The organism is Skermania sp. ID1734, assembly GCF_007489285.1.
Taxonomy (GTDB): Bacteria; Actinomycetota; Actinomycetes; order Mycobacteriales; family Mycobacteriaceae; genus ID1734.
This window is the reverse complement of the sequence record NZ_VLIY01000001.1, coordinates 26623-48278: the sequence shown is the minus strand read 5'-3', so window position 1 is coordinate 48278 and position 21656 is coordinate 26623. Positions and strand designations below refer to the sequence as shown.

Genomic DNA, 21656 nt, shown 5'->3' with positions numbered 1-21656 from the left:
AGTCGACCAGGTGGTAGTTGCTCGATGGACTGCCGGTCGCCTGGACATGGGGGTCGCCAGGTTGTGGTGCTACAGCGCAGTCGGCCACTCTCCAACTGGTATTTGACAGTTAGGGCTGATCCCAGCTCGCGACGAGTATGGAGCAAGAGTGAGTCTTGACACCGACACTGACGTTCGAGTTTCGCACGAGGTATTGCGAAATGGTGAACCCGAAAGCTTGTCAAGCTTCAGTCAATTTCGCGACGTACTGTTGCCGCTGCCCACGCGCGACGACGGATACCAAACAGTGTTGCTCCTCGGGACGACGGGTGCCGGCAAGACGACGGTAGTGCGTCAACTTCTCGGCACCAAGCCGAAAACGGAAAGGTTTCCTTCTACATCCACCGCGAAAACAACAGTCGCGGACACCGAGATTATCACGACAGATAACGACGCATTCTCCTCCGTGGTGACATTTATTCCACGCGACGAAGTCGCAGAGTTGCTGCGTGAGAATGCGTGTGCCGCCGCGCTCGCTGCTGTAAGTGGCAGGGATGACAACGACCTTACGCGCCGACTTCTGGACCATGTAAATCAGCGCTTCCGGTTCTCGTATGTCTTAGGGCGTCCGCCCGCGACAGACGACGACGACTTGCTCGATGATGACATCGAAGATGAGGAAGAAATAGATCCCGATGACTACGGGTTTGTAGATATCCGCGAGTCAATGAATGTCGTATCTAGCGCAGTTCGATCATTGCGATCTATTTCGGCTGACTGCGAAAAGGAAATGCGGGCTCACTTCGTAGGATTCAGCGATGATCCAGCAGAGCTGGACGACTATATCGAAGAAAATCTTGATAGTTACGTTCGCGAGCATAATGACTTCGAAAACATCATCGAGATCTTGATCGCTCAGCTAGAGAAGCGATTCGATTCAATTCCGGTCGGCTACATTCGTCGCGGTGACGATGGATGGCCTATCACCTGGTTCTGGGAGACCAAGGATCGGGCCGATTTCTTACAGAAGGTTACTCGCTTCTCCAGCAACCACGCTCTACTCTTTGGCAGGCTGTTGACCCCGCTCGTGAACGGCATCCGGGTGGGCGGCCCCTTTAAATCGGACTGGTATCCGGAGTCGTTGCGCCTCGTACTAATCGACGGTGAAGGACTGGGACACACGCCGTCCTCGATCGGAAGTCTTTCGACGTCAACTGCTCGGCTGCTCGATGAGGTCGACAGGGTCCTACTGGTCGACAATGCGAAGCAACCGATGCAGGCGGCACCTGTGGCGGCACTCAAAGAAATGGCAATTTCTGGAAATGTCAGTAAATTACATGTTGTATTCACCCATTTCGACCAGGTTAGGGGTGCTAACTTACGTACGGTTCGTGACAGCGAGAATCATGTATGGGCATCGGTAGAAAATGTACTGGATTCAATCGGCGCTGAACTCGGTAATTCGGCAAGGCGTGCATTGGATGACCAGATGCGAGAACATCGGTATTTTGTCGGGGGTATCGACAAAGTGCTGCGATCCAATGGTCGAAAGTTAGATATTCGCACGATCGGTCAGTTTAGTTCGCTGCTTGATGAGTTGAGCAGATGGGGTGAAAGCTGCGAGGGATTGGATGGTGTCCCAACGTACAAGCGCTCCAATCTTGAAGTCGCTATTAAACTCGCCGCCGAAGAATTCCATAGAAAATGGAAAAGCTGTTTCGGTCTGGAGCCGCTTCCACAATATCCACCGGTGCGCTGGACGCGGATCAAGGCGTTAAGCCGAACGCTGAAGGTTGGCAGGACGAATACGGCGATCTCAAGCCGGTAAGCAGTCTTAGAAATGAACTACAAACACAATTGTACCTAGTTCTTCAAAACCCTGAGTCATGGAAGGGCGGCGAACCCTCCTACGAGGTGGCTGCCGCGCGGATCGATGAGATACTCAATGCTGTCACGCGACGCCTTCACCCGGTCGTTGAACGACGAATAAGGGACGAAGGTCGCAACGGGTGGGGTGAAGCATACGAAAAGCGCGGCCCCGGATCAACGGCGGAGAGAGCGCGCACGATCGTCGCCAAGGTCTATCGCCGCGGCGCGCCAATCCCCGAGCCCACATCGATCAGCGGTGACAATCGACTGTTGAACGAGATTTCTACCATTATTTCCGAGGTATCAATTGAGTGCAATTTTGTTTTGGTGTGAAATCGGTGAATTTGCGAATTAACGATGCAGAGTAATCAACAACATGGGTAGATTGTAGGCCCCAAAATGCGGTGACCGTCCAACAAGACGGCACTAACTGCTGTCAGGAGGGCACTCGCGCTTCTAGTTTCGCGAGGGTTCAGCCGTGGAATGAGAGCGTATCGGCAATTGCGATCCCGGGAGAGCGCCCGATGCTACGGCCGTGGGTAACCTGCGGTGCTATCCATCGCCGGGAATTGACCCGTCCGGCAGGTCACCCTCCCAACAACGCCGACCGCTTGCCACTCCATGTCACCACCAGTTCATCGCGTGCTCGGCTAGCCGCGACATAGAGCAGCGATCGCTCTCGCAGCATTGCTTCAGCCCTCTCTTCCTCTGGTACCGCTCGCAGCGTCGGCACGGAAGGCAGATGCGCGTCGTCGATGCCGGCGAGAATCACGCGGGAGAACTCCATGCCTTTTGAGCGGTGCATCGTGAGCACCTGGACGTGGCCCGGGGAAGCTGCATTGTTGCTGTCGAGGGCGCGCGCCTCGATGCCTCGCTCGCCCAGTGCTCGCACGAACCGGCTGCGGTCGTCCTGGCCGCGGGTGAGTACGGCGACGGTCGAAGGATCGATGCCGTCATCGAGCCAACCTCTCACTTGGTCCGCTACACGGTCGAGTTCATCTGCAGCCGCGGAGCATTCGACCAGCCGGGGGTTCGGGCCAAGCCGCGCTGAACGATACTCGGCTGTTGATTCCGGCTCTTGCTGCAAGTCCTGGTATTCGGCGCCGGACAGTATGCTCACCGCGAAATGCAGGTTCTGGGCGGTCGTTCGGTAATTCAACGTCAGCCGTCGCGACCGACCGACAATTTTGATTCCCAAGCGGGACAGCACCACGGGTTGCCCATAGATTCGTTGGTGAGAATCTTCTGCGATGAACAAGTCATCGCGGCCCTCCGCGACAAGTGCGCGCAGCAACGCCCAGTGCGTTGCATGCAGGTCCTGTGATTCGTCGACGATCACGTGATCGGCGAGGTGGCTTTTGCCTGCCTCATTGCGTAGCCGGAGGTGTTCGGCGGCTAGCGCTAACACTTCTGGAAAGCTGAGGGTTCCGTCCATCCGGCTTTGCCGTCGGAAAGCCTCGACCAGCTTCCAGACGGCAATCCGCTGCGGACGAGTGAGGCGCACGCCGCGTCCTGCCCTGGGTACCTTGGCGTATTGTTCGAGCGTCGTGATCCGATTTGCGAGAACTACGGCGACGTATTCGTTCTCGAGAAATCCCGGGGTGGCGAGCCGGTAATCAAGGCCGCTGGCAGTTGATTGCGCGACATCGCGCCACACCTTATCGGTCTGTGTACGTCGTGGCCCTACTTCGACCGCGGAGGTACCCAGCACTGATCGGCAGGCCTCATCCAAGTCACCAGCCTGAGCGATGACTGCATTGGCTAGCGCGTCGATACCCTTCACGTACACGCCGGGCGCGCCAAGTCTCTGCGCGATTGTGATCGAAGGGTCCAGCGACCGCAGTGCATTCTCCAGGTCGGCGGCAAGTGTTTTGTTGTAGGTGGTCAACACAATTCGTGCGTCCGGGTTCTGCTTTGACAGGTGGTGCGCACGGTGGATGGCGACCACTGTCTTGCCCGTGCCCGCACCGCCGGAAAGGCGGAATGGACCATTCCAGCTACCGTCGGCATACTTGCGTTGTTCCGGATGCAGGAACGTGCGCCACGCGGCAAAGTCGCCACCTTCGATGACTCGCCTAAGTTCCTCGTTGTCCTCGATAAAGGCGAACTGCATTTTGGACGCGGGCCGATCGAGCGCCTGGAGAATCCGCTCGTTCTCGTCGAGTGTGGGATCGACCGGCCCATCTGTGAGGCCGTGCTTCTCCCTGATGCTGTCGATGCTCAGTCCAGTCGCCAGGTCGAGGAGCGCAGTTCCTTGCCATCCCACGCCATCGGCGGCGACCTCGATGATCCCGTCTTCGTCGACGGCAGCCAGTGCCCGCTCGGCGAGCTGCGGATCGAGTCCAAGCCGCTCGGTGAGTTCTTCGAACGTGAAGCCGAGAGCGATGAGGTATGGCGTCTTTTCTTCCTCAGGCCTTCTGCCGTGCTCGGGAACCACGACTCGCTTCCGGCGGTCGCCGTCGCCCTCGAGTTCACCGACGATCCCTTCGAGGACGCCGTTGACGGGATTCACACGCAGCACCGACTTTTCGGCGAGTTTGATCGCCTCGTCGTGATTCCACGTTCCCATGTAGATGAAGGTCGGCTCCCCGCCGTCTTTGTCGTCGATCTGAAAGAGAATGGCGCGGTAATGCAGATCGACGCGGGCGGTGCGCACTCGTCCGTCGATGGCAGCGTGCAGCGGCTCGATATGTAGTCCGGGGGCGGTGTGGTCGGTGCTCAACTTCTCGATGAAGTCGTACACCTTGTTCTTCACGGAGCCTTCGAGCTTCTTCATCGCTTTGTGGTTGGACGCGATGACCAAATTCGCCACTACTGCACTCCGTTCTTCTTCAACGCTTCCACGATGGCTTCCGCGTCGGGCGGGCACAGGCTCCACCCTGCTTCGGTCAGTGTGCGGGCGGTGTCCGACTCCACGTCAACAATGACGCCCACTCGCGAGTCGGCCCACGCGAGGTCGATCACTTCACCGTCGTCAGTTTCATAACCGAGGGTAGGTACATGAACGCCCTCGCGGGCCAGGGCAAGGACGAGCGCCTTTTCGCCATCGGAAACAGTCTCGTCAAAGATCGCCTGCCACTCGGGCGATAGAGCAACGCTGGGCTGTCCTTCAGGCGTGAAGACGCCGTCCGACAGCAGGCTGTGGGTAGTGACCATATGGCTCCCGCAAATGCCGAACCAGTTCGACAGTCGCAGCCATTCCTTCCAGGCTTTGCCGTCGTGAGCTTCGACGTGCTCGTCGCGATCGTCAACTGCAAGAACTGCGCTGATCTCGTGAGTACCGGGCCGCATCGCAGCGGTGACGACCAGGCACGCGTCGGTGTAGGACCAACACATATCGGACCCGTTGGTAGTGAAAGGCTTCTCACCGTCGAATACAGCATAGGCAGCAACGGGAAGGCTGTCTGCGTCGCTTCGGAAGCGATTGCCGTTGCGTACGAACATCATCGGAATGTGGCGGCTGACGGCTTGCCAGGCCTCAATGTCGGGATCGCTGATGAGGTCGATCAGTTGCGTGATCGGGTCGGCGTCGAGTAGGCGCACTAACGCTGGCCGGAGCTTCGCGAGCTCAACGGTTTTGGTGATCGCAGGATCGTCGTGCCACGGCGGACGGTGACGTTCGTTCGATTTGAAACGTTGCAGATCTTCGAATCCGAATGACCATACGAGTCGGCCGCTGGCGCGAAGATCTGCGCGTTTGCGCGCGTCATCGGCGATCCGGTTGCAGCCGGCAACTGCGTGATATCGGCGGCCATCGGCGTAAATGGCTATCGAAGGAATCTCCGGGTCGTCCGTGGTCAGCTCGAAGTCCGGTTTGGTGTCACCCATCAGTACCTGGGGTGTCAGCTTCCAACGTCGAATTCGCTTACCAGGCACAACGATTGTTGCCGACGGCCCGTACGTGCCTGGTTTCTCCGTCACGCTGGCGCCCATGGCCTTCAACCGCGCGACGAACGCCTGATAGAACTCCTTCTCCAGCATGGACTCGGGATCGATCTGTGGTTTGGCGACGACGTTCTCGATGACCCGCCCGAGCCAAATCCCTGGTGTCGGTTCTGCGTCTGGTTTCACGCCGAGTAGGGTGTCTAGCGCTTTACCGGCGGTCCTGCGCGATACCTTGTCCAATTCCCACGGCGGCGCGAACGGCAGTAGGCAGCGGTGGCAGGCTAGGCGTTCTTCCTCGGCGCACGGGCACTCGTGCACGATCTTTCGGGCCGCCGCAAGCAAACTCCAGACTTTTGTCGGGTCGGCGAACTCGGCGAGGTAGCCGGTGCCACCCGGCACGGTGTCGTGAATGAGTAAGGCCCGCTGGTTGGGCGCGTGTAGCGCATCAGGGATGGTGACGACATCCAGGTGTTCCGGGGAGCCGCCGATTACCTCGCGTAATCCAAGCAGGATCGCTGCGCTGAGGCTCGGGTGTGCAAACGGGTCATATTCCAGAGCTGCCGGGAGGTGCAGCAGTACTCCTTGAGTGCGCAGTGTGCGTGCCAAGGCGATTTCGCGGACGATCTCCTTGCTGGAATTGCGGTTTCGGCACCAGCTGCGATGCTCATGTCGAATGTTGCGCCCCGCGGCTCGGTCGAGTTGCCCGCACGATGCACAAATCCGGAAGAGTGCCGTGGCGCTTTGGTGGCCGGCGATGATGCGCTGGCTGCCTTGGGAGGTGCGTCGACCGAGATTGAGCCAGCGAATATCCATGCGGCGGAGGTAATCTGCGCCGAACTCGGAACCGTCGACGATCCAGGACCGACCAAGATTGGCGCGGTCGAGGTCGGCCGCCGTCACGACCGTGAACGCTTCCCTGTGCCGGTCATCGCGGGAGTCGTTGATGGAGGCTTCGTCTCGGCGTATCTCGGCGGATACCCGCGACATCTCCACCACGTTTAGTTGTTGGCTGACGTCAGCGATTGATCCGTTTTGGCAGCGTGGACAGGCGGATATCGACGGTGGTTCCTCACCGGCTGCCGTGATGGCGGTCCATCCGCACTGTGGGCACAGACGCCAGGTCTGGATATTGGATTCACCGGCACCGAGGTCTATCGCATCGATCTTGGCCGCGAGTCCTTGCGCGTAGAACGTTGCCCCCGGCGCGAGTTCGGTGAGCGCCACGCGGGAACCGCGCCGGTAGCTTGTGGCTTCCCCCATGTACTGGTTGGTGTCCGGGTCGATCCACGTGATGCCGACATCGAGGGTTACGGAGTCGTCGAGCAGGGTGTAGTTGGGTAGTACGCCATATCGTTCCAGCACGCTGATCCAGTAGTCGTTGGTGAGGTCGTGTATCTGGCCGCCGAGCAGCCGCAGCGAGCCCTGAGCCAAGCGCAGATCGCGCTTGTCGTCGTCAGTGGCGGCGGGAGACTGGGCGCGCTTTTCGAACTCCGGCATTTCAGCCTCGACAGTGCTGCGCCGCGCCGTGAGCTCGTTCAGGTCATGATTCCAGCGATGGACCGACTCCCGCAGATGGTTCGCCAGCCCACTCTCCGACTCGTCGGTCGGTGTCGCCCACGCGCGTAGGTTGTTCCGCGTTGTCTCATCAAGCACGCCGTCGAATTGAGCGAGAAACTCATCGACGAACTCGGTGGTGTGGCTTTCGGCGAGTTCCAGCAGCTCTGCCATCCAACTGCCTTCGTCAAGACTGCCGAGCACGGCGCGGGCATTGCGGGGTGCTGGAACGTTCGGGTCGCGGGCCAGCCGGTCGACGATGTGCGCGATGTACTGGCGCTGCAGGATTTCCTCGGCGGTGAGGAAGGTTGCCGGCGGCCGGACATCGCCCTGGATCACCGAGGTCGGATCGAACAGTTTCGGTAGGTGCTCACCGCGCCCGCGTACGTAGGCCAGCACCAGCGAGTTCCCGGTGCGGCGCCCGGCCCGGCCGACCCGCTGCAGATACGACGCAACCGTGCGCGGCAGGGAACCGAGCATCACGGCGGACAGGTCGCCGATGTCGATTCCCATCTCGAGGGTGGGGGTAGCGACCAGGACATTAGGTGCCTGGGGATCGGCGCCGCCGCGTTTGAACGCAGTTTCGTACTGTAGGCGGGTTTCCGTCGGCAGCAGCGAGGTGTGTTCGCGCGCGACTAATCGCTTCATTTCCGATGAGTCGTAGAGCTTGCGATAGAAGTTCTGGCGTTTCGCCGCTCGATGGATGGTGCCAGGGCAGCGCACCAGCAGGCAAGGCGCGCCATCGAGTTCGTCTGTCACCGTTGCGCTGCCTGGCGTCGGAGTTTGACACACCTCACACACCAGCAGATGCTTCCCGTCGTCGAGATCGGTGTCGGTGGGCGCGCAGATTTGTATTGCGGTCTCGGGTAGGCCGTAGACAGTAAGGCCACCTTCTGTGGTGACCGTGGTGAGCACTCGATTGTCGGCCAGCATCGTGAACAGTGAGCGGGCGAGGAAGCTGCCTTCGAATGGGGAAACGTTCAGGCATCGCGACGCCCATTGCGCATACCAGGACGATGGCGCCGTGATCGTGTCGAATCCTTCTGGAACAGTCCTAGATCCGACTACTGGAAAGGCCGGCGCGGGTCGGCCCTTCGGAAACGCGGGCATGCCTTCACCTTTGGGTCGGGCACCCCAGATCCATCGACGGTTGGCGTCCTTCTCGAGGTAGCGGCGCAGCCATTCATGGTGAATCGCGCCTCGGATGCGTACTCGTTCGACGGTGCCGCGCACCCAACGCTTTATGGCTTTCGGGTCGGTTCCAGTGAGACTGATCTGATGCTCGGTGGCGTCGAGCGCGGCGGTGCCGAGCAGCTCCGCGCGTTTGGATGCGCCGAGATAGACCTCTGCGACGACGCTGCCGGTGAGTTCGAGGGTGCGGCCGACACGGGACTGCAATCCGAATTCGAGATCGATGTCGAACTGCAGCCGCCGCTTTGCGCGTTGCTCGGCGGCGCGTCGGGTGCTGGGGTGGGCGCCGGGCTTCCAGAAGCTGACGAATTCGTCGCGGTCGGCCAGGTCTGGTGGCAGCAGGTGGTAGCGGCGTACCGGGTCGTCGCCAGCGCGAGTGATGACGGTCTGGCACAGCTCAGGCAGCGTCAGTTCACCAGGACCGAGCGCGCTGCGCAGTGTCGAGCGCAGGCTGAGGCTGTGCGAGCGGGCTTGTACGAAGCCTGCACGGTGGGCGGCGTCTTGCACGCTATCGGTGAACATCAACGCCTTCTTTTCGTCGGCATCGAGGCGAGCGTCTCCGAACAGGTTCGACAGAGTGACCGAAAGTTGGGTGGCGACAGCACTGCCGAGGAAGCGGATTCCGTCGCCAACTCGGCATGACGGGCATACGTCATTCTTCGAATCCGCTTCTGCGGCTGGGCCGGTGAGCATGAGGACGGGCAGTGCACGACCTTCGAGGATCTCGATGCTCTCGGGACCCGGTGCGACATCGGATATCTCGCGGTCTTCGATTCGGAACCAGCACAGTCCCTCCACCTCATGGTCTGGGTGGTCAGCGACTGTTTGTGCCTCGGCGGGTGCGGAGATCAGTGCCCGGAACCGGGACGCACCTGAGGCATGATCGGCACGGATGGCTTCGTCAGTCACGTCGAGTGTGTGCCCGGTCGGCGCCAGACGTGCGCCCCAACCTGAACGGCCACAGTGCCGGCAGTAGACTGCGGGCAGATAGTTGGACTCGTCGTCTTCGAGGGTGCCGTCGTCTGCCCAGCGGTAGGTGGTAGCTGTGGTGACAGCCCGATCGACGCGCGAGAGCTCCCTAATCCACAGGTGCACATCGACATTCAGCGCCGTGTTCCCAACCTGTGTGCGTACGTGCGAGAGCAGTACGAAGAGATAGTCAAGGAAGCGTTGTTGCGCGGCACGTACAACTCGGGGATCGCGATCTAGCGCGGGCGGGGGAAAGAGGTTGTCGGCTAGGTCGGCGAGCGAGATGGCAGTGCCTGCGTGCTCGAGAAGACTGCTGACGAGCGGATGCGCCTTGATCAGGTTAAGTAACTCGGTGGGCTCGAGGCCGCGGATGTCAGCTGTGCCCAGACGTCGATCGGTGTCGAGACCACCTGAGCGCTCGAATATTTCGGCTGTGATGGCAGCAGCGAGCGTGGCGTTGTCGGCCGATTGGGCGATGCGGTCCAGTCTTTCGACCGCTTCGCTAGTCGTCGGGGTGAGGGGTCGATAGACGTGGTCGAGCGTGGTGGCTCGAGCGGTGAGCCATTCCTCTGCGGTGAGCCGGGTTTCACCAATCACTGCGTCGGCGTCGAAGGCCTCACCAAAGACGGTGCGGGCGAAGTCTAGCATCGCGGCGGGGTCGGCTTTCGAGCCGAGCGTGGCCGAGGTCGCAACGGGAGTGATTCTGCCCAGCGGCCGGGAGCGCTCTTCTACGGTGACCGGCGACGCCGATGTCCAGTTGGCCTTGAGTGTCAAACCGAGGCGGCGCAGCAGCATCGCTACGTCGGTGCCTTGTGCTCCGTCATAGGTATGGAATTCATCGAGGACCACGTACTGCAGCGAATCGGCGGAGCGGCACCACATCGACGCGCGCGCCGGATGCAGCAGCATATGGTCGAGCATCTTGTAGTTGGTAAGCAAGATGTCCGGCGGGTCGTCGTGCATCAGCGTGCGGTCGGTGATCAAGCCGTCGGCGCTGACCCGCGTGCGGCCACCGGACGATTGCTCGCCGGTGTAGAGGCCAGCGGAAACCCCACCGAGCTCAGGGTGTTTGGTGATGAGTTCGGCAAGGCGTTCGGCTTGGTCGTTGGCGAGTGCGTTCATCGGGTAGAGGATCAGCGCCTTCATCCCGGTGACGCCGCGCTTCTTCGCGCGCAGCACGTGGTCGAGGATCGGGATGAGAAATGCCTCAGTCTTACCGGAGCCGGTGCCGGTAGTGACGAGAGTGGGTTGCGGCCGGTCTTGATGTTTGGTCGAAAGACGCTCGAAGGCACATGCTTGATGGCCGTAAGGTGTGAAACCTGTTGGCCACCAATCGAGATACACACTCCAGTTCGCGCGGGCCGGAGCGAAAGGCAGACGCAAGCGTACGTAGGGGCCCTTGAACATGCCGTTGTCCAGGTCACCGATGAAGTCGGTCAGTGCGCCCTGGGCGTCTGGGTCGGTCAGCGCGAACGTGGTGGCGAGGTAGTCGGTGAGGCCCTCGCGCAGGCTGTTGGCCTGGAGGGTTGGGAGTAGCGCACTCATGCTCTCGCCTCCTACCGCTTCGATGCACACGACAGTTAGCTAGCGTATCGAGGCTTACTGGGCGAGCCGTCATTCACGGTCGATTGGGCGTTGCGCGGCCTCAATTCATCGCCACCGCACAGGAAGTTAATCGGGTCAGCCATGGGACTCGGATATCAGGAAGTCCGCCATCGTCGTGAGCGGACCCGAATCGCCTCACGCATCTTGGTGTCATCGCTAGCCACATAGCGTTGAGTCGTTGCTATCGATGCGTGGCCGAGCAATGTCTGGACGAGACGCAGGTCTCTGGTCTCCTCGTGCACCTCCGTCGCGCACAGGTGTCGGAGTTGATGCATTGTCGTGCCGTCGGCCAGCGCTCGGGCTACGAGCGTCCCGACCCAATGCGCTGAAAGGTGTCCACCTGCCGGACTCGGAAAGAGATAACCCGCAGGCGCGGCGCTCAGCGCCTCGGCAAGATCGTCGGGAAGCGGAAGGACGCGGTTGCGTGCCCCTTTGCCGTGGACCAGCAGCGACGGCCCAGCGATGTCATGCACAAGATCATTCTTGGTGTGGATCTGTGCGACTTCGCCCCGCCTCAGTCCGAGGTCGTTTGCGAATCGCAGCATCAGCGCTACTCGCAGGTCCGCCATACGGATCGCTCGTTGGACGCTTTCGGGGTCTGCTGGTCGCGCGCAAGGTTGGTCGGGCCGAATGCGCGGTAGCACATCGGCAACATTCCGTTTTGTTCGCTCAGTATCAACACCCCAGGCCCAGAACCGGCGCAACGAGGAACGGAAGGCGCGAGCTGTTTCACGCCGCCACGCCTGGCGTCCGATCCAATCGAGCAAGTCGGACGGTTGGAGGCTCCACGGTGAGGCAGACAAGTGTTCCCTTGCGACCCGGCGAAGATGGTAAACGCGCAGGTCGATTGTCTGAGGAGACAGGCGCATGCCGTTCATGGCGATGCGCCAGGAGTCGATCTCTGTTGACCAGGAAGTGCTAATCAGTTGTTTTGTCATTCCGTACTGTTCACCGCAATCCCGTTGCGGAATCAACAGGTTCGGTCGGTCTAATCCATCCGGAGACGCATTTCACCGATGAGAAGGCAGGGCTGCTGCGGGCGGCAACGTACCGCCGGTTAAGGCGTCACTGGCAGTTCATCAACGAGCTCAGCCTCTTTGACGAAATCCACCACCTGGTTTCGTACGGCGTTCACGTTTACGGCAGCGAGCGGGCTCCGAGTTTCCGGCACGCGACGTCGCTGTACCACCCGGACACGGTTCTCCGGTCGCTCGAACACGATGGTTCCGGCGTTGAGCCCGGTTTGAAAGATGCCGACGGCAAATGGGACCTGCGACCACACGCCGGGCGCATCATCACCGTCGACAAACACGTGCTCCAGTCCTGGAACGACATTCTCGAAGAAGGCCGCGTGCCCGTCGAACAGTCCCGCATGGTCTACACCGTCAACCGATCCGTCGCCAGCGTGCTCGAAAAGCTCGCCGAAGCCCCTCGAATCGGGTCGCTCGATCTCAACTTCTCGCGTGGCTGGGACGAGTCGATCGACCGAAAGAAGGGCTACTTCGAGTCGAGATGGGGTGTTCCTGAATCGTGGGATCAGGTCATTCTGCAGGGTCCGCACCTGCACGTCGCGACCCCGCTCTACAAGTCACCGAACCCGACCATGCTGCACAACCAGGACTGGACCGCCACCGACTTCGAAACACTGGCCGAAGACGCCATCCCGGCAACGTCGTACAAACCCGCCGGCAGCCAAGCTTGTTACGACGCCGACTACACAACCTGGCGGATCAACGGCGAAGAAGTCCGTGCTAGAGATTGCTATCGAGTCTCCTGGCGAGCGATGGCGGCCAATACCGGCGAACGCACCCTGATTCCCGCAATCATCCCCCCAGGCACGGCGCATGTGAACGTCGTATTCTCGGCAGCAACGACGGAGGTCGTAGATCTCGCAGTCATGGCAGGCAACGTTTCATCGCTTATCGCCGACTTCGCAGTGCGAGTGGCGCCTACAAGCAACATCTACCTCCGCGCCTTCGCACGGCTACCGCTGGTAATCAGCCCAGTCCTCCGACCGCTTCTGATCGAGCGCGCCCTGCGTCTCAACTGCATCACCAACGCCTACGCCGACCTCTGGCACGACGTCATGGGCACCCCCTGGACCTGGCACACCCCGCTCCGCAAACCCGAAGACCGCCGCCAAGCACTCGTCGAGATCGACGCACTCGTCGCACTCGGGTTGAGCCTCACCGCCGACGAACTCTGCACCATCTACCGCACCCAGTTCCCCGTGCTCTACGGCTACGACCGCAAAGCCGGATTCGATCGCGAAGCAGCCCTGCGCACCGCATACGCGCGATTCAATGTCACCCAAGGAAACTGACGAGTATGCCTTCTGCTCGGGATCCGCTACGGCCAGTTCCGGGCGATATCTGGCTGACGGCGTTGCCAATATGCCTCGATCTGCTCGCGTTTCGCCGGCAAGGTCGGATCGTCGGCAACATCGTCCATGAAGCCCAATCCCAGGACGATTCTCGCCACGGCCTGTTGCGGCACACGAGGGCGGTACCGCTCGAGAAAGAACTCCAGCCCCTGCTCGGCGCGGAGGTCTGTTTTCTGTTCGACGATCATTAGATCGAAATAGTCGCGAAGTTCTCCCCGGTCGGCAATGACCTTCAGTTTGGTGGCAAATACGTCTTGAAGACTCGCAACCTGAATGCCTCCGATTTCCTGCACCGGGGCAAGCAGGTGTTGCGTGGTCGCATCCAGGAATTGAACCTTCGTCTCGTCGAGAATGCCATTCAGTGTTCCCTCGTCGAGGAAAGTCGGGGTGAAGGATCCTGCTCCGGACAAGGTGTCTAGGAGACTCTCCGGATCAAAGGGTTCCGGGATGAAGAAATCGAGGTCGCGACTGACTCGGTGCAGCAAGTGCACGGTTAACGCCGTGCCACCAACGAGGTACCCGTTCGCGGGCACCAGCGGCGCGACCTTGACCCAGGTCGACATAGTCGATTCGGGAAGCAGCGTACGCAGCTCAGCCGGCAGCTGGCTCACGCCGCCGCCGATCGGTATGCCGCGAGGTTACGGGCAAGCGCCATTCGTTCTGGCGTTGCGTGACGGAGTGCCGCGACCGACAACAAGGCCTCAGCTGGCAGATTTTCAGCCGCCCAACCCCACGCTGCGACATCGTTCGACATCAAGAGCCGTGAAGCCAGATATCGAGCATCCCGCTCGGGATCGAGACACTCGACGTCGGCATTCCAGAAAAGATATGCAAAACGCTGCGGGATTCTGGCATCCGGCACAACTCCACCTCCAAACGTCATTATCTCGCATTTTGCGTAATGCCATCCCGGAAGAGTGACGTGAATCGCGCGTACGCAGTGCGCAGGGCTGCTTCGCGATCGAATCCGGCTTTGCGGTCGTAGCCGTAGAGCACGGGGAACTGGGTGCGGTAGATGGTGCAGAGTTCATCGGCGGTCAGGTTGAGTCCGAGTGCGACGAGGGCGTCGATTTCGACGAGCGCTTGGCGGCGGTCTTCGGGTTTGCGGTGTGGGGTGTGCCAGGTCCAGGGGGTGTCCATGACGTCGTGCCAGAGGTCGGCGTAGGCGTTGGTGATGCAGTTGAGGCGCAGGGCTCGCTCGACGAGAAGCGGACGAACGACCTCAGAGGTGACCTGTGGCAGTCGGTTGACGGTCACCGACGTGATCACGGCTTTTGGGGCGGAGCGTACTGCGAAGTCAACCACGAGCGCTGATGCCACCGCTGACATGAGTGCTAGGTCGCGGCTCTCCGAGAGGCCTGCCGAATTGATCCCATTGATGTGCGCGGCGCCCGGCGGAATGATCGCAGCAATCAGGGTCCGCTCGCCGGTGTTCGCAGCCATGAATCGCCATGCCAGGCGATAGTGATCCCGTGCGTGGATTTCGTTGCCGTTGATTCGCCAGGTTGTGTAGTCGGCGTCGTAACGGGCTTGGCTGCCGGCGGGTTTGTACGACGTTGCCGGGATGGCGTCTTCGGCCAGTGTTTCGAAGTCGGTGGCGGTCCAGTCTTGGTTGTGCAGCATAGTCGGGTTCGGTGACTTGTAGAGCGGGGTCGCGACGTGCAGGTGCGGACCCTGCAGAATGACCTGATCCCACGATTCAGGAACACCCCACTCTGATTCGAAATAGCCCTTGGTCCGGTCGTTCTTCTCGTGCCAGCCAGAACTGAATTGCAGGCCGAGAGATCCGATTCTGGGTGCTTCGGCGAGCTTTTCGAGCACGCTGGCGACGGATCGGTTGACGGTGTAGACCATGCGGGACTGTTCGACGGGCACGCGGCCTTCTTCGAGGATGTCGTTCCAGGACTGGAGCACGTGTTTGTCGACGGTGATGATGCGTCCGGCGTGTGGTCGCAGGTCCCATTTGCCGTCGGCATCTTTCAAACCGGGCTCAACGCCGGAACCATCGTGTTCGAGCGACCGGAGAACCGTGTCCGGGTGGTACAGCGACGTCGCATGCCGGAAACTCGCACCCCGCTCGCTGCCGTAAACGTGAACGCCGTAACCGACATGGTGGTCAATTTCGGAGAACAGCTGAAGCTCATTGATGAACTGCCAGTGCCGCCTCAACGTCCGAAAAGTCGCTCTCCGCAGGACTCCCGCCTTCTCATCGGTGAAATGCGTCTCCGGATGGATCAGACCAACCGAACCTGTTGGTCTGGCGTGCCGCCATGTCTGCAGCATGAAGCATCGATAAAGGTCTGGCTGAAGTCCGGCCAGGAGTGGATACACACTCGGGGAACCGGTAAAGGCTGAGGTCGATGTAACGTCGACGGCTCCCTGGAGTACCAGCTCGCGGATGCCGGGTATTGCGAGTGTTGCTTCACGCTTAGTTGCGATTTGCCCTTGAGTTGGCTTGACCGCCAGTTCCCACCACGGGTCGCCTTCTGCGAGGAGCGCACTAACATCCGAGCGAGGCCGCACCCACGGCGGATTACCGACCTGTAGATCGAACCCGCCGCGAGCGAATACCGGCGCGAAGTCGAGTTCCCAATGAAAGAAGCCCTGAGACTCAGCAATTTCAGCCGCAACCGACAACCATGGGAAGGCGTCGACAGCCAAGTCGATCGACTTCGCTTGCGAGAACGTCCGATCCATATCCTCGGCGACGTCGAGCTCCTGCCAGTTCATGTCGGCGGCGAGGCTTGTCTGGCCGTACTTCTCGAACTTGCCCGCCTTAGGCGGCACTCCGAGAACGGCCTCGAGACCACCGATCCATTGGTCCCAGTCCGGTGGAGGCACATCAACCGTCAAGGGCCAGAACCACATCGCGCACCACGCATCCATCACGCGCCGCAACCGACGGTATGCCCCGTCTTTGTCATGCAGCACCTGCTCGATCTGCTCGCGTGTCACAGCGACCGGCGGCTGCTGTTCGCGCTGCAATCCCCACAGATCGATATCACGTCGGATCTCCGACTCCGCGATCGTCAACCGGCGCAGCGTGAACTCCCACAAGATTTCGACCCGTTGAGCCATCGCTTCGAGCCGTTTCACGATCGATTTGCTGGGGGCCTTACGAATCTCATTGCGCCACAGGCGCAACTGCTCGCGCTTCTCTGGCGCGTATGTCTTCGCCTCGGCGGTATCGATCGCTGCGCCCCAACCCTGCGACGGCAGCAGGAAGTGGTGGACTCCAGCGCCGATCTCCTCGCCAAGTGGGACGTCCGTCGGAACTTCCGTCAGCCACTGCTTCCTCGCCAGCGATGTCGGCGTATACGCCGCTCGCCGCGCACCGATCAACGAGTTACCTCGACGTAAATGCAATCCGAACCACGGGGCCTGCAGCCCGGCGACCATCGTGTCCAACCACAGTGAAATCTCCGCGAGTTCGACTGCAGTGGCATTGAGGTCCACCCCATACACCTGGTGCAAGGCTATGTGCGCCTTCACCTTTTGCAGCTCCATTGGATACTGGTCGGCGTCGATCAGCTCTCCGAGATCATCTTGCTGGCGCTTTAAGTACTCGGCGGCGAGTTGGCGCACCGCCTCGATGGCGAAGGCGCCCGACCCGAGCGCGGGCTCACAGATCGTCAACTCCAGAATCTGCTCCGGTGCCGTCCACGTCCCGTCCTGATCCAGCAGTTCCTCGAGCGCCTGCGACACAACGAACTTGGTCAACACCTCAGGCGTGTAATAGGACGCCGATTGCTGGCGCTGCCGGCCAGCAAGCCGGAACACGAACGTGCCCTTGTGATGAATCACCGGCTTTTCCTCACCGGTCACCTCATCGACGTGCCGGACGAAGTCCTTGTCGGAAAGGTGATCGGCGCGGTCGACCGGTACCACCCAGGAGCCTTTCTCCGGGTCGCCGTTTTTTGCAACCTCGTACAGGTCCTCCTCGGCAAAGAAGCCGGTGTAGGACATCAGGCCCTCATAGACGGCTCCAAGTTGATTGATACCAAGCTCGGCGTAGGAGATAAAGCCGCGATCAGATCCCTTGCGGCTCTTCGATTCCTTCGACAGCAGCAGGTGTTCCAGCACTCGCTGCACAGCCTCATTACCGAGGCGCACTTCGTCGATCAATGCAGTTGCTTTGGGGGAGAACAGGTCCGCGCGCAGCGGGTTGAACTCCAGGCCGGGCGCCGGATTATCGACTGTGTCTTCGGCCGGAGCCGGCGTGTGGCCGCGATCGACCAACCGGAATAGCGTCGCCAGCGATTCGTACAGGTGGGTGCCGCTCTTGGCCTGTGGCGACACGAGTTCGGTGAGCACGAGCTCGCGTAACCGATCCAAGCCATAGCCTTCGCCGTACTCCGGCGCGCCAACCGGTAGCACCCGCATCTCCGGGGAGGCCTCTGCGTACAACAGAAACAGAATCCGGTACAGGAACCGCAGTGCGTGCTTCGCCAGATCTTGACCGTCGACGCCGTCCATCGTCAGGCCGCGATTCGCCCGCCGGCGTACGACCTCGTTCGCGATGATCTCGATCGACAGCCGGATGCCCTCGCGCAAATCCTTGGACACCCCAACGGTGTGCTTGACAGATTCCTCCAGCACACGTGACCACCAGATGTTGCCATCGGCGTCCGGCAAAAGGGCTTGCTTACCGAAGATAGCTGCCACTCTGTCGATCTCGCCGCCGCGCGACTCGTCTCGTCGTTCCAGCGCCAGCAACAGGTCGACGGCCAGGTATCGCCCCTCGGCCCACCGCTCCGCCTCCGCCAACAGCAGCCACTGGCCTGCCTGCACCACCGCAAAGGCGGGTGGCGTGTCCGACCGAAAGGCCGCCGACACCACCTTCGAAACCGACTCGATCGGGTTGGCCTCCTCGGTGGCTGGCTTGATCAGCCTGCCGGTGTAGGAATCGAGCAGAGCCTCAATCGACTCGACCGGAACCGCCTGCAAGAACAGCACACTCGTCATGCCGACCAGTTGCGCGTTCGGGATCTCCAGCTCAGCGCCGGCCCGCTCGGCGGTGAACGTCGTCAGCTCACCCGGGTAGCCGAAAGCGGCACGAACGCTGGCGTGTACGTCTGCGGCGATGTCCGGGTACTCCGCCAAGCCGGCCAGTGCGGCCTGCAGCTCGCGGCCCGCGCTCAGTAGCTCCGACCGGACGGTGCCACGGCCCTCCTTGGCTTCGCCGTCCCACTGCTTCCGTAGCTCAATCACCTTGCCTTGGAATGACTCTTTGGCCGAATCGGTGGTGAAGTAGTGCTCGCTGATCCAGTCCTCGCCGATGACGATCGAGTCGAATGACGGCACGTCACTGCTCCTTCCGGTATTCGACGGGCGTATCCGAAGGCACGATTACCAGCAGTGGTCGGGTCAACTGCTGGGTGGGCGCGAGCGACTCCGCCAATCGTTGCTCCTCGGCAATTCGGCGAGAAAGCTTGCGTACCCTCGATTTCTGGCTACCAATCGTTGTCATGCGTTCAGCGTCGGCGTGCCACTGGTCTGCCCTGCGCCGCCATCGCACCAATCGCTCCTCGGCGGCTTGCTCTTGGCTGTTCAAAACCATGCGCATGGTTTGGCGGCCGTGTTCCACCGCCACCGGAACGAGCGCGCGGTACTTAGCCACGTCGGTCACCGGGCCAGGATTGGCTGACCCCGGTCGCAGAGCGGTGTCGGTAATCAGAAATTCGAGATCTTCCAGCGGTTCCACGAGACAGAAGGTCGGTTTCTCACTATTTGGAAATTCGGCGGTGGAGAACACCCGCGAGATCAATTGGCCGCGTTTGTTCATCAACGTTCCCATCAGCAGCACCAGCGGTGCCTCGACATCGCCACGGATAACGAAGATTTGGTTGCGCCCGAGCGCGCTGAGTGCACGGTCACTGGCCCAATCGAGCACGGGGTGCAACGGACCCAGGAAGTGGGCCTCTGGCCACGTAGTCTTGTTGATACCTTTGCCTTCTCGTGCTGCACGCAGCTGGGCATTGCCAACGGCAGTTGACGTGGCGAGTACGAGTCGCTCGCGAACGCGACCATACTGCAGGTAATTCTGCGGCAGTTGCGCGAATCGCTGTTGCAGGTCCTTGGGTGGAGTGAGCTCGGCGATGGCATGGTTGGCGTGCACGGTCCATCCGACGCCACCGTCCTCCAGCGGTGCGTGTGGGACGTCGTTGAACGCGGCCCGCAACGCTTCGTCGAGGAACGTGATGTCGTCTGGGTAAAGGCTCTCGCGTGGTGATTCCTGTAACGGTTCCGGCTCATTCTCCATCTGGTCGAACTGAGCGAATATCGCGTCCAGATCGTCGCCGGCCGCGATGTCTTCGATACCACGAACCTGTTCGTCGAGCGTGGTCTTACGTGCGAGCACCTCGCGGATCGCTGACTCTTCCTCGCTGACACTGTGTTTGCCCATTAGCGAGGACACGTCGCCCAGAGTCTCGTGTGCCTTATTCTCACGTTCCAGCAGCCGTGACAGCACGCGCAGGTCGCCGGAGAAGTCCGGATCGGACGGCTCCAGAATCAGCGAGGAGATCACCGGTGGATGCTTCTGCCCGTACCGATCGATGCGACCGTTGCGCTGCTCGATCCGGATCAGGCTCCACGGAATGTCGTAGTGGATGAGGTGATGACATTGCGCGTGCAGGTTGACGCCTTCGGAGGCGACGTCGCCGGTCACCACTACCCGGATCGGAGAAGTTTCCAGCTTGAAGCTGTCCACGATCTCCTGCTGTTCGACGTCCGAAAGCCCGCCGTGCAGCATCGCCACGTTTTCCTGCTTGAGTTTAAGAGCGGGCGGCAGATGCTGCCGCAACCAGTTGAGAGTGGCGACGCGCTCTGCGAACACCACTGCGCGCATGCCTGTCTTCGGTCCGACGCCAATCTCGGTCAGTCGCTCGACAAGCGCAGCAAACTTGCCAGCCTGGTCGTCGAGTGCTTTGGCGTTGAGCTCATCCAGGGTGGCTAGTGCCAGCAGTTCCTGGTGTTCGGCAGGGTCGTTGTCGGCGAGTTTGGCGCGTCGTTGCTTGATCGATTCGGCCAGCGCGGCGGGGGAGGAGAGAAAGGCCTTCGCAAGCGTCCACGGAAACAGCCGGTCGGCCTTGCCCGAGTACGGTGACCGACCCGATTCCGGGTGCAGCCATGTCTGTGAAAGCTCCTGTGCTACCGCATCTTCTGCGGGTGAAGGCAATACCAGCTTGTGTACGGGCTGGGCGCGTTCCGCCCAGTCACTTCCTACCTCAGCTGCGACTTCGGGGTGGTGGCGGTGCCGTCGGATCAGCAGCGAAGCAACATCGTCCTTGGTAAAGGTCCCATCGGGCCTCACCACGGTGGGATCGAGCAGTCGCAGCAGCTCGGCGAACGATTCCTCTCGTCCGTTGTGTGGCGTCGCGGAGGCAAGGATCAGCGCTTCGGTGTTCGGCGCCAGCAGCCGAGCTAGTTCATTGTTTTGGGTACCCACGTTGGTGAGGTTGTGCGACTCGTCGATCACCACGGCATCCCAGTGATGGCGCGCGAGGTGTGCCTTGTAACGAGGGCTCTTCAAGGTGTCGATCGAGATGATCGCGCGTTTGAAGTACGTGAATGGGTTGCGTGTGGCCGGCAGCTTCTGGCGGACCTTTTGAATGCCGGCCGAATCGAGACGCACGAATGGCAGTGCGAACCTGCACCACAGCTCGTGCTGCATCTGCTCAAGCACGTGCTTGGGTGTGACGATCAGGATCCGCTCGCCCCGGCCCCGGCGAACCAGCTCCGAGAGGATCATGCCAATCTCTAGGGTCTTGCCCAAGCCAACCGCATCGGCGATCAATATGCGGGGCCTGATGTGCTGGGGGTCAAGAGCTTTCGCAACGGCTACACGCTGATAACCGAGTGAATCGGCAAGCATTCGGGTGGAAACTGTCACCGCCTGATCGCCATACGGGTACGGAGTCTTGCGCAGCAACGCCTCCAACCACAGCCGCGACTTGCGATAGCCGGGCGAATCATCACTGACGACGTCGGCCTGTGCGGGATCGAGTACCTCGATGTGATCGAGGGTGGAGTAGAACGCCGCCGTGGTGTCGGCGACCAGTTCCGACAGGCCGCGAGCCCGAATCAGCCAGCCGTCGGTTCCCTGCTCAGCAGCCGTGACCAGCCATTCCTCGTCGCGGACCACGATGATCGAGCCGGGCGCGACATTCAGATCGGCCCCCGAACAGACTGCGGTCATCCCCCCACCCTTTCGCAGTGG

General features: G+C 60.9%; 9 protein-coding genes. 3 read left to right on the top strand and 6 right to left on the bottom strand.

Annotation, left to right across the window (positions count from 1 at the left end; translation table 11 throughout):
- Positions 1–148: 148 nt before the first annotated feature.
- Entirely contained in the window at positions 149–1807 is a 1659-nt protein-coding gene (locus FOS14_RS00120) for a hypothetical protein (protein ID WP_143768211.1), read from the top strand.
- An 86-nt stretch (positions 1808–1893) separates the two neighbouring features.
- Positions 1894–2181, top strand: coding sequence for a hypothetical protein (locus FOS14_RS24540; RefSeq protein WP_185981544.1), 288 nt, complete (start codon positions 1894–1896; stop codon positions 2179–2181).
- Positions 2182–2434: 253 nt separating this feature from the next.
- On the opposite strand, the gene FOS14_RS00115 is transcribed toward FOS14_RS24540, so the two are convergent.
- The 3 genes from FOS14_RS00115 to FOS14_RS24535 form a co-directional block, all read right to left on the bottom strand.
- Entirely contained in the window at positions 2435–4660 is a 2226-nt protein-coding gene (locus FOS14_RS00115; protein ID WP_143768209.1) for a 3'-5' exonuclease, read from the bottom strand.
- Positions 4660–10992: a DEAD/DEAH box helicase gene (locus tag FOS14_RS00110; protein WP_143768207.1), complete on the bottom strand. Its 6333-nt coding sequence runs from the start codon at positions 10990–10992 to the stop codon at positions 4660–4662. The genes FOS14_RS00115 and FOS14_RS00110 overlap by 1 nt, the downstream gene beginning before the upstream one ends.
- 155 nt (positions 10993–11147) lie before the next feature.
- Complete coding sequence (locus FOS14_RS24535; protein WP_185981543.1) at positions 11148–11621, bottom strand: tyrosine-type recombinase/integrase; 474 nt, start codon at positions 11619–11621, stop codon at positions 11148–11150.
- Between the two features lie 362 nt (positions 11622–11983).
- Between FOS14_RS24535 and FOS14_RS00100 the strand changes: the two genes are divergently transcribed.
- Positions 11984–13375: a restriction endonuclease gene (locus FOS14_RS00100; RefSeq protein WP_185981542.1), complete on the top strand. Its 1392-nt coding sequence runs from the start codon at positions 11984–11986 to the stop codon at positions 13373–13375.
- Between the two features lie 26 nt (positions 13376–13401).
- Here FOS14_RS00100 and FOS14_RS00095 read toward each other — a convergent pair whose 3' ends face one another.
- From FOS14_RS00095 to FOS14_RS00085, 3 genes are all read right to left on the bottom strand, one after another.
- Complete coding sequence (locus FOS14_RS00095) at positions 13402–14046, bottom strand: nucleotidyl transferase AbiEii/AbiGii toxin family protein (protein ID WP_143768203.1); 645 nt, start codon at positions 14044–14046, stop codon at positions 13402–13404.
- 271 nt (positions 14047–14317) lie between these two features.
- Complete coding sequence (locus FOS14_RS00090) at positions 14318–18739, bottom strand: DNA methyltransferase (RefSeq protein ID WP_143768202.1); 4422 nt, start codon at positions 18737–18739, stop codon at positions 14318–14320.
- 1 nt (position 18740) lies between these two features.
- The gene (locus FOS14_RS00085; RefSeq protein WP_143768200.1) at positions 18741–21635 is read right to left on the bottom strand and encodes a helicase-related protein; all 2895 of its coding nucleotides are present in this window, start codon (positions 21633–21635) and stop codon (positions 18741–18743) included.
- Positions 21636–21656 lie beyond the last annotated feature (21 nt).

Coding starts and splice junctions, on each gene's coding strand:
- FOS14_RS00085 (WP_143768200.1), bottom strand. CDS start 21,635: ATGACCGCAGTCTGTTCGGGGGCCGATCTGAATGTCGCGCCCGGCTCG.
- FOS14_RS24535 (WP_185981543.1), bottom strand. CDS start 11,621: ATGGCGGACCTGCGAGTAGCGCTGATGCTGCGATTCGCAAACGACCTC.
- FOS14_RS00110 (WP_143768207.1), bottom strand. CDS start 10,992: ATGAGTGCGCTACTCCCAACCCTCCAGGCCAACAGCCTGCGCGAGGGC.